At 71.5% G+C, this 9,351-nt stretch carries 10 protein-coding genes; 5 read left to right on the top strand and 5 right to left on the bottom strand.

Annotated features, from left to right (window positions below):
- Nucleotides 1-84 precede the first annotated feature (84 nt).
- Nucleotides 85-999 carry an RNA polymerase sigma-70 factor gene (locus ACTWLT_RS27240; protein ID WP_445320784.1) on the bottom strand — a complete coding sequence of 305 codons (915 nt, stop codon included), beginning with the start codon at nucleotides 997-999 and terminating at the stop codon, nucleotides 85-87.
- Nucleotides 1,000-1,167: 168 nt separating this feature from the next.
- On the opposite strand from ACTWLT_RS27240, the gene ACTWLT_RS27235 reads away from it, so the two are divergent.
- On the top strand, nucleotides 1,168-1,653 hold the full coding sequence (locus ACTWLT_RS27235; RefSeq protein ID WP_445320783.1) for a carboxymuconolactone decarboxylase family protein: 486 nt from the start codon (nucleotides 1,168-1,170) through the stop codon (nucleotides 1,651-1,653).
- Nucleotides 1,654-1,729: 76 nt separating this feature from the next.
- On the opposite strand, the gene ACTWLT_RS27230 is transcribed toward ACTWLT_RS27235, so the two are convergent.
- A complete protein-coding gene (locus tag ACTWLT_RS27230) occupies nucleotides 1,730-2,692 on the bottom strand; it encodes a zinc metalloprotease (protein ID WP_445320782.1) in 963 nt (320 codons plus the stop codon).
- Nucleotides 2,693-2,881: 189 nt separating this feature from the next.
- The gene (locus tag ACTWLT_RS27225) at nucleotides 2,882-3,634 is read right to left on the bottom strand and encodes a TIGR03089 family protein (protein WP_445320781.1); all 753 of its coding nucleotides are present in this window, start codon (nucleotides 3,632-3,634) and stop codon (nucleotides 2,882-2,884) included.
- Between the two features lie 131 nt (nucleotides 3,635-3,765).
- Here ACTWLT_RS27225 and ACTWLT_RS27220 point away from each other — a divergent pair, with 131 nt between their 5' ends.
- Nucleotides 3,766-4,794: a hypothetical protein gene (locus ACTWLT_RS27220; protein WP_445320780.1), complete on the top strand. Its 1,029-nt coding sequence runs from the start codon at nucleotides 3,766-3,768 to the stop codon at nucleotides 4,792-4,794.
- A gap of 25 nt (nucleotides 4,795-4,819) precedes the next feature.
- On the opposite strand, the gene ligD (ACTWLT_RS27215) is transcribed toward ACTWLT_RS27220, so the two are convergent.
- Both ligD (ACTWLT_RS27215) and ligD (ACTWLT_RS27210) read right to left on the bottom strand, forming a co-directional pair.
- Nucleotides 4,820-5,731 (bottom strand): non-homologous end-joining DNA ligase, encoded by a 912-nt coding sequence (gene ligD, locus ACTWLT_RS27215; RefSeq protein WP_252416107.1) that lies wholly within the window; start codon nucleotides 5,729-5,731, stop codon nucleotides 4,820-4,822.
- Nucleotides 5,721-6,662, bottom strand: a complete 942-nt coding sequence (gene ligD / locus ACTWLT_RS27210; protein WP_445320779.1) for a non-homologous end-joining DNA ligase — start codon at nucleotides 6,660-6,662, stop codon at nucleotides 5,721-5,723. The genes ligD (ACTWLT_RS27215) and ligD (ACTWLT_RS27210) overlap by 11 nt, the downstream gene beginning before the upstream one ends.
- Before the next feature lie 85 nt (nucleotides 6,663-6,747).
- Here ligD (ACTWLT_RS27210) and ku point away from each other — a divergent pair, with 85 nt between their 5' ends.
- The 3 genes from ku (at nucleotide 6,748) to ACTWLT_RS27195 (ending at nucleotide 9,307) form a co-directional block, all read left to right on the top strand.
- On the top strand, nucleotides 6,748-7,773 hold the full coding sequence (gene ku, locus ACTWLT_RS27205) for a non-homologous end joining protein Ku (RefSeq protein ID WP_445320778.1): 1,026 nt from the start codon (nucleotides 6,748-6,750) through the stop codon (nucleotides 7,771-7,773).
- Nucleotides 7,774-7,847: 74 nt separating this feature from the next.
- Nucleotides 7,848-8,486 (top strand): DUF4241 domain-containing protein, encoded by a 639-nt coding sequence (locus ACTWLT_RS27200; protein WP_445320777.1) that lies wholly within the window; start codon nucleotides 7,848-7,850, stop codon nucleotides 8,484-8,486.
- A gap of 110 nt (nucleotides 8,487-8,596) precedes the next feature.
- The gene (locus ACTWLT_RS27195) at nucleotides 8,597-9,307 is read left to right on the top strand and encodes an FKBP-type peptidyl-prolyl cis-trans isomerase (RefSeq protein WP_445320776.1); all 711 of its coding nucleotides are present in this window, start codon (nucleotides 8,597-8,599) and stop codon (nucleotides 9,305-9,307) included.
- Nucleotides 9,308-9,351: the final 44 nt, after the last annotated feature.

Here is a 9,351-nt window from a genome sequence, read left to right as displayed (position 1 = left end):
GCGCTGCCCGGCACAGGTGTCTGTCTCACGCGCTGTCGACCTGATGGCGTCAACGAATCGGCCGACCGCGCGTCCGCCCCCGACTCAGCGGCTCAGGGCGGTCTCCCGCTCCATGTGCGACAGCTTCTCGGGATTGCGCACCGCGTAGAGGCCGGTGATGAGGCCGTCGTCGATGCGCACGGCCAGGACGGTGTCGAGCTCTCCGTTGAGCCGGACGATCAGCGCCGGGTAGCCATTGACCTGCGCCGGCCGCAGCGACGAGATGTCGACGATCCTGCCCCAGCCGCCAGCCAGCAGGCGGGCGACCTTGTCGGCGCCGACGATGGGCCGCGGGACGGCCTGCTTGACTCCGCCACCGTCGCCGAGCAGGACGACATCCGGGGCGAGGATGTCGAGCAGGCTCTGCAGATCGCCGGTCTCGACCGCCCGCTGGAACGCGTCGAGCGCGTACCGCGTCTCGGCCGCCGACACGACGTGGCGCGGTCGGCGCGCCGCGACGTGCGCCCGGGCCCGGTGGGCGATCTGACGGACCGCGGCGGGGCTCTTGTCGACGGCTTCGGCGATCTCGTCGTACCCGATGTCGAACACCTCGCGCAGCACGAACACCGCCCGTTCGGTCGGCCCGAGCGTCTCCAGCACCAACAGCATCGCCATCGAGACGCTGTCGGCCAGCGCGACGTCCTCGGCCACGTCGGGCGCGGTGAGCAGCGGCTCGGGCAGCCAGGGGCCGACGTAGGACTCTTTGCGGCGGCCGAGCGTACGCAGCCGGGTGAGCGCCTGGCGGGTGGTGATCCGGACCAGGTAGGCACGCTGATCCCGCACCGTGCCGAGGTCGACGCCCGCCCACCGCAGCCAGGTTTCCTGGAGTACGTCCTCCGCGTCGGCGGCGGAGCCGAGCATCTCGTACGCGACGGTGAAGAGCAGGTTGCGGTGGGCGAGGAACGCCTCGGTGGCCAGGTCCGGGCGGTCGTCCGGTGCGGCCTGTGGCGTGCCCACCATGGGTGACTCCTGTTCGCTCTCGACTGCGTCACCCACCAGATGCCAGACCAGGCCGCCCTGTGACACGTGCGGCCTGTGGCGGTCGTCACCCGGCCGCGCCGTCACAGACCCAGGCAGGCCGGCATCTCATGGTCGTCCGATCGAACAACGCGAGTGGAGGACGGAACCATGGACGCCCGATTCAACATGTTCGACAACGAGACTGCCATGAAGTTCGCCAAGCGGTTCGCGAACGCCGGCCAGGTGATCCAGCGATCGTCGCTGCCGACGTCCACGCAGGAGCTGGTGTCGCTGCGGGCCAGCCAGATCAACGGCTGCGGCTGGTGCATCGACATGCACACCAAGGAGGCCGTGGCGGCCGGTGAGAGCGCGGTACGGCTCAACCTGGTGGCCGCCTGGCGTGAGTCGACCGTCTTCACCGAGGCCGAGCAGGCCGCGCTGGCGCTCGCCGAGGAGGGCACCCGGCTCGCCGACGCCCATCAGGGCGTGTCCGACGAGACCTGGGCCCAGGTGCGCAAGCACTACGACGACGACCAGATCGCCGCGCTGGTCGCGCTGGTCGCCCTGATCAACGCAGCCAACCGGCTCGCCGTGATCGTGCACCAAAAGGGCGGTTCCTACCAGCCGGGCATGTTCGCCGCCGCGTTCGACTGAGTCGGAACCAGCCCCGGCCCCCGATCCAGGGGTGGACGGGCCGCTGAGCGCGGCCCGTCCACCCGGCAATGCTCAGTTACCCGGCGCCGCCGGCCCGGAACGCCACCCAGGCGTCGCTCATCCGGTCGGCCTGTCCTGCGGTGAACATGTTCATGCAGGAGTCCTGCGTGTAGTCCATGAAGTTGTGGATCGGGTCGAGCCCGGGTGCGGTGCAGGTGTCCGCGCCCAGCGGGCAGTCGAACTGGGGCATTGCCTCGCGGGGAGTGTCCGCGACGAAGTCGCCGGAGGCGGAGCATCCGTGCGCGAAGGTGTGCTCCAGCATCAGCCAGTGCCCGACCTCGTGCGTCAGCGTGTCGCCGAGGGCGTACTTGCCGGCCGTGCCACCGGGCATCGACTCGTCGAGCATCACGACGCCGTCGATGTAGTCACGGCCGTTGTTGTAACCCTTCGGGAAGTACGCCCAGCCGAGGAGCCCGCCGCCGATGTTGGCCGCGTACACGTTCAGGGTGCGGGAGTCACCGGTGTACAGCGCCTTCTTCATGTCCCGCTCGTTCTTGCCCGGCTCGACGGTGTACCAGGCGCTGTTCACCGTCCACGTGGTGTCGACGAGCGAGAACCGGAACGGCGTGTTGGAGGCGTTCGCCGCCGTGCGGCCCGCGAACGAGTCGTTCAGCACCGTCATCTGCGCCGCGATGAGGCTCTTCCACCTGGCCGTCTCGGCTGCGCTGAGGGCGTGGTCGGAGACCATGTGGAAGACGGTCGGCACGGTGACGCTGCCGTCGGCGAGGCGCGGGGCGTCCTTGATCACGCCGTAGGCGTTCGCCTCGTTCTTGGAATACAGCTCCGGCTCCTGCGCGGTGGCGCCCTCGGCGACGCGGGCCGCGCTGTGCTCGTCGGCACCCGGCTCACAGGCCGCGACACCCGGGGAGACGGTCGCGGGCGCTGCCGTGCCCACCGCACCGTAGGCGCCCCCGGACGCCAGGAACGTCGCAGCGGTGGCGGTGAGAACCGCCAGTCGGAAAGTCGATCTCCTGTGCATCGTTGCACCTTTCAGGGAGGCGGTGCGGGTCGACGCATGGTTGTCATGACCGGGTCGATGACGTCGTCGTTTGGGTATGAGACCACGTCGATGACATCGACAAAAGACCCTCTGAGCAGGGCTGATGTCGATGTAACAGAAGGAGGACGCCGAGCGCTGTTTGGTTTCGCGGGCCGAAATGACGGGACTTCAGAGGACCCGGGTGACCTGCTCGGCGGCGATCAGTGCCTCGCGCCCCGCCGGGTCGAGGTTGGCGCTGATCACCACGGACGCGCCAGCGGAGAGCGGAGCCAGCAACCACTTCAACGGCTGCTCGTGCTCGGCGGCGTCCACCAGCAGCCGGTCCCCGGCACGCAGGTCCAACATCGTTGCGATTTCCTGGGCGAGCGCGCCCCACTGGCCGTAGGTGGTGCCGTCCGCGCTCGCCGGGTCCGACGGGTGGATTGCGGTGTGGTCGGGCGTGACGTCCGGGTGCCGGAGCACCTCGGCGGACCAGTCGAGCCAGCCCAACGGCACGTCGGCCAGCGACCCGGGCCCGGTGCCGACGAGGTAGCGGTGCGGTGCGTCGGGCACGTCCTCCAGCCAGTCGTCCTGCCGCTCGGGGGTCACGAAGACGGCGTCGAAAGGCCGGTCACCGCCCGGTTCGAGCACCGGCAGGCCCGCGGTGGCGCGAGGCCGGAACGACACCGCCAGGCCGGAGGCCCAGGCCCCCAGCAACACCGCGGCGGTACGCCAGTGCGGCGGCAGGAGCACCGCGACGCGGCTGCCGGGGCCGAGCCCGCAGCCGTCCCGCAGCAGACCCGCGCTGCGTGCCGCCCAGGATCCGACCTGGTGGGCGGTCAGGTCGACGCGCTCGCCGGTCGCCTCGTCGCGGTAGCTGAGCAGCGGGCGCTCGACGTCGGCGGGCCGGGCCGCCAGGTCGGCCGTGACGGTTCGCTGCATCTCCACGCTCCCAGGTGACGACGTCGGAACCACCCTACTCAACGACTTTGGTCGTGCTCGTCGTCGGCCGATGGCCGTAGCGGCCGTCCGGGTGGCCGGCGCACGGTGCGGATGACCCCGAAGGAGCATCCATGTCGACCGAGCCCCGCCGACCCCTCACCGACCCCGTGCGTCGCCGGCTCGTACCCGTGGTCGCGTTGCTCCTGCTCGCGCCCTGGGCCGCGGAGTGCTCGTGGGGTGGGTTCACCCTCGACGACTTCCTCCCGGTGCTGATCTTCCTCGGACCGATGTACGGAGGGGCGGCGATCCTGATCCGGGAGACCGCCCGGCACCTCGGCGCGGGTTGGCCGACGATCGTGCTGCTCGCCGCCGCGTTCGGCGTGCTCCAGGCCGGCCTGGTCGACCAGTCGCTGTTCAATCCCGGCTACCTCGACGACACGGAGTACGCCGACACCCGCGCCGCCGCCGAGGCGACGCTGGTGCCGGGGCTCGGGTTCAGCCTCCGGCAGGCCTTCGACTACGTGGGCAACCACATCGTGCTGACCATCTGCGCCCCCATCGTGCTCGTCGAGTCGTTCCTCGGGTCGGACCGCCGGCTGCGGCCGTGGCTGGGCCGGACCGGGCTTGCCGTGGTCGCCGTGCTCTACCTGCTGGGCAGTCTGCTCATCTTCTCGGACAGCGGCCGGAAGGGGTTCCTGGCCAGCCCGCTCCAGTTGACCTTCGCCGCCGCGCTGGTCCTCGCACTCGTCGCGGTGGCCCTGCTGCCCCGCTGGCGTCGCCCCCGTCCGCGACGCGCCCGCCGGGCACCGCATCCGCTCTGGGTGGGCCTGGTGGTCGTCCTCGTCCACCTCGGCACCGATCTGACACCCGGCTGGCCGGGGGTGGGCATCGCGCTGGCGCTCGCCGCCACCGTCGGGGGCCTGGTGGCGTACTGGTCGTCCCGCGCCGACTGGGGGCAGCGGCACGTGCTCGTCGCCGGCTCGGCGAGCCTGGTCACCGCCGCCGCGTTCGCGTACCTGGTGCCGCCGTACTCCCCGGCGTCCCCGGCGGCGGCCCTGGCCGGCGACGTCGCGGTCACCGTGGTCACCGTGGCCCTGACAGGTGGTGCCTGGTGGCGACTGCGCCGCACGTCGTCCGCTGTTCACGTCGCCCCGAGCTGATGCTGCCCAGCGGATGACCGGCGAATCAGCCCGGCAGCTCCGGGCCGCCTTCGAGCAGTGGGGCCAGGAGGTCGCCGTACTCCTCGACCCGATCCAGGGCCTCGGCGGCGGTGAACTGGCGGACGGCCGGCTTCCGGCCGCGAGCGCCGGCCTCGACCTCGTCCCAGGTCAGCGGGGTGGAGGCGGACGGCACTCGCTGCGCCCGCAGCGAGTACGGCGCCACGGTGGTCTTCGCCGCGTTGTTCTGGCTCCAGTCGATGAAGACCTTCCCGGGGCGCAGGTTCTTCGCCATCTTCGACACGATCAGCTTCGGGTGCGCCTTCTCCAGCTCCTGGGCGATGCGCTTGGCGTAGTCGGAGACGACATCAGCGGACTGGGTGCCCGCGATCGGGCAGCAGAGCTGCATGCCCTTCTTGCCGGAGGTCTTCGGGTAGCTGTCGATGCCGTCGTCGGCGAGCCGGTCGCGCATCAGCACCGCCACCGGGCAGCACTCGGCGAGCCCCGCCGGCGGCCCCGGGTCCAGGTCGACGACCATCATGTCCGGGTGCGTGCCGACCCTCCACTGCGGCGTGTGCAGCTCCAGCGCGGCCAGGTTGGCCAGCCAGACCAGGGTGGGCAGGTCGTCGGCGACGACGTAGTCGATGGTCTCCCGGCCCTTCGTCGACCCGGGTGCCGGCAGCGTCTCCACCCGCACCCAGTCCGGCGTCGCCGCCGGCTTGTTCTTCTCGAAGAAGGACTTGTCGTCCACGCCGTTGGGAAACCGGATCCTGGTCAGCGCCCGGTCCCGCAGGTGCGGCAGCAGCACCGGGGAGACGCGGGTGTAGTAGTCGATCACTTCGCCCTTGGTGAAGCCGGCCGCCGGATAGAGCACCTTGTCCAGGTTGGACAGCTCCAGCGCGCGACCCTCGACGTCCACCCGCAGCCGGTCAGCCGGCATCGTCGACCTCCTCCGGCGGCTTGTCCGGGCGCAACCGCAGCACCCGGGGGAAGCGCAGCCGGCCGTCCGGGGTGCGCTGGCCGTACTTCACCTCCACCACCACCCGGGGAGTTACCCAGATGGCGCCCCGGGCATCCTCGCGCGGCACACCCGGCGCGAACGGTGACACGCCGGAGCGTAGCGGCTCCAGCTCGGCGAGGAGTTGCCGTTCGATGGCGGCACCGATGCCGCCGCCGACCCGACCCCGGTAGATGAGCCGGCCGTCCGGGCCGGGCACGCCGACCAGCAGGCCGCCGATCCGGCGGGCACCCGGCCGCCAGCCGCCGATGACGAAGTCGCCGGTGACCTCCAGCTTGACCTTCAACCAGTCCGGCGAGCGCACGCCGGGGCGGTAGACCGCGCCGATCCGCTTGGCCATCACCCCCTCCAGACCGTGCTCACCGGCCGCCTCGTAGGTGGCCGGGCCGTCGGCGAACATCGGGGGCACCGCCCACCGGGCACCGCCGAGGGCGAGCCCGTCCAGGGCCTCCCGGCGGCGCTCGTACGGCCAGCCGGTCAGGTCGTCACCGTTCAGGCGGAGCAGGTCGAAGATCATGTACGTCACCGGTATGACCGCCGCCAGCCGTGCCGCCTTGGCCCGGTCCCGCACGTGCATGCGTTCGGCCAGTGCGGTGAACGAGGGCTGCCCGCCCTCGCCGAGCAGCACCACCTCGCCGTCGAGCAGTGCGTCGTCGACCTGCTCGTGCAGGGTGGCCAGTTCGGGGTACGCGGTGGTGATCTCCACGCCGGAACGGGCATACAGGTGCTGAACACCGCCGGAGATGTCGGCCAGGGCGCGTACGCCGTCCCACTTGAACTCGTACGCCCAGCCGTCACCCGCCGGGAGCGGCCCGGTCATCGCGAGCATCGGCTTGAGCGGCGCGCCGGGCACGACCCGACTGTAGTAGCAGCGCGAACACCTCGCGTCCGGTTCCTCGGGATGCGAGCATGGTCGATACCGGCGAAGGGAGCGCAGGATGCGGGCAATCTGGAAGGGAGCCGTGTCGTTCGGGCTCGTCTCGATCGGGGTGAAGCTCTACTCCGCGACCGAGGAGAAGGACATCCGGTTCCACCAGGTGCACCGCGAGGACGGTGGCCGGATCCGCTACAAGCGCACCTGCTCGGTCTGCGGCGAGGAGGTCACCTACGACGACATCGCCAAGGGCTACGACATCGGCGGTGGCGAGATGGTCATCCTCACCGACGAGGACTTCGCCGACCTGCCGCTGACCAGCTCCCGCGCGATCGACGTGCTGGAGTTCGTCCCGGCCGAGCAGGTCGACCCGATCCTCTACAACAAGGCCTACTTCCTGGAGCCCGACGGCGCGGCGACCAAGCCGTACGTGCTGCTGCGCGACGCGCTGATCGAATCGGAGCGGGTGGCCATCGTCAAGGTGGCGCTGCGCCAGCGGGAGCAGCTCGCCACGCTGCGGGTCCGCGAGGGCGTGCTGCTGCTCAACACCATGCTCTGGCCGGACGAGATCCGGACGGCGGACTTCGGCTTCCTCGACGAGGACCTGAAGGTGCGCCCGCCGGAGCTGGCGATGGCCAGCTCCCTGATCGACTCGATGACCGGCGAGTTCGAGCCGGACGTCTTCACCGACGACTACCGGGCGGCGTTGCAGGAGGTCATCGACGCCAAGGTGGAGGGTCGCGAGGTCGTCCAGCCGGAGGAGGTCGAGGAGGCCCCGGCCGCGGCGGTGGACCTGATGGCCGCTCTGAAGGCGTCGGTGGAGCGCGCGAAGGCGGCCCGCGGCGAACCGGCTCGCGGCGGCGGTGGAGGCGGCGAACCGACGCCCATCTCGTCGGCCCGCTCGGCGAAGAAGGCAGCCGAGAAGAAGGCGGCCAAGGCACCGGCCAAGAAGACGGCCGCGAAGAAGACCGCCGAGAAGAAGGCGGCCGAACCGGCGAAGAAGACCGCCGCGAAGAAGACTCCGGCCAAGAAGGCCGAACCGGCGAAGAAGACGGCGGCCAGGAAGGCCGCACCCCGCAAGACCGCCTGACCGTACGGCAGCGCCGACGGCGTCCGCCGGACCGGGTACGCTCCGCCGGCCGTTGGCCACCGGAGGAGCCCGCCATGCCGTACACCCCTGACCTGGACCGGTTGTTGACGCCGGGAGCCCGCTTCACCGACGAGCACGGGGCGTACCTGATGGAGGCCCACCCGGTGGGCGACATCGTGCTGCCGACCGGCCGGGTCGTGGGGTGTGACCCGCTGGTCTGCCCGGAGGCCGAGCCGTACACGGTCGGCGTGCCGCCGGGGCGGCATCCCGCCCGGGCGTGGGTGGCGGTGGTGCTCCGGGAGGACGCCGAGGTGGACAGGCGGGTGGCCGCACTGGAGCTGGTCATCGAGGAGGAGCCGACGGTCCGCTGGGAGCTGGCCGTCGCCGGCGACCAGGACGTCGCGACCCTCGGCGCGGACGACTACTTCGGGTACGGGGTGGACGCGGGCGCCGGCACCCTCGCCGACCCGACGGCCCTCACCGCGCTGGAAGGCTGGGACGAGGACCGGGTGGAGGAAACGTTCATCCCGGCCGAACCGCCCGCCTCGCCGGTCCCGGGGTTGATCACCGCGGTCCTGGACGAGGCCACCGGCGCCAACGTCGTCACCGTCGCCACGGGCTGGGGTGACGGTTGTTACGGCACCTGGATCGGGCGGGCCGCCGACGGTCGGGTGACCTCGTTCGTGACGGACTTCATGGTGGTCCCGGATTAGTCGCCCCGAAGGGTCCGGAACGACGCCGGAGGGCGATTCGACCGGTCCGGGGCGGGCACAGCGGGCCGCCGGGCGGGTACCGTGTGCGTCGGCTTTCCCCCCGGCACCGCGTGCCGGCCACACCTTCGCAGCAGGGAGTCGACGACGTGAGCGAGCGCACGCAGCAGAACCGGTCGGAGGGCCAGGGCCCGGCAACCAAGGCGGGTCGCCGCCTGGCCGCCCAGCTGGCGGCGCAGAAGGCGGCCGAGGCGAAGCGGCGTCGCCAGGCGTGGGCCGGCGGGCTCGCCGGTGTCGCCGTGGTGGCGCTGCTGATCACCGTCTTCGTGATCGTCGGGAACAACGACGACAAGCCCACCAACCAGGCCGGCGCGACCCCGTCCGCGTCCGCCCCGGCCCCGGACGCGGCCGGCGCGCCCCCCGCCCCGCAGCTGCCGGAGGGTGCCGACCCGGCGCTGGGCAGCAAGCCGACCGTGACGGCCGGCAAGGGTGAGCTGAAGAAGCTCACGGTCACCCCACTGATCAAGGGCACCGGCCCGGCGGTCGCGAAGGGTCAGACCATCACCACCAACTACGTGGGCGTGTTCTTCAAGGACGGCAAGGAGTTCGACTCGTCCTGGACGGGCGGCCAGCCGGCTTCCTTCCCGATCGGCGTGGGTCAGGTCATCCCGGGCTGGGACCAGGGTCTGGTCGGGGTGACCGTGGGCAGCCGCGTGCAGCTCGACATCCCGGGCGAGCTGGCGTACGGCAACGACGAGGCCGCAGCCGGCGGGCGGCCGACCGGTCCGCTGCGCTTCGTGGTGGACGTGCTCGCCGCCCAGTGACCCGTCCGGATCGCCCCGGTTGTCGCCCGGCCGCGATGCAGTTG

It is taken from the genome of Micromonospora yongxingensis, from assembly GCF_052601155.1.
The sequence above is the reverse complement of the archived record's forward strand: the minus strand, read 5'-3'. Positions and strand labels throughout refer to the sequence as shown.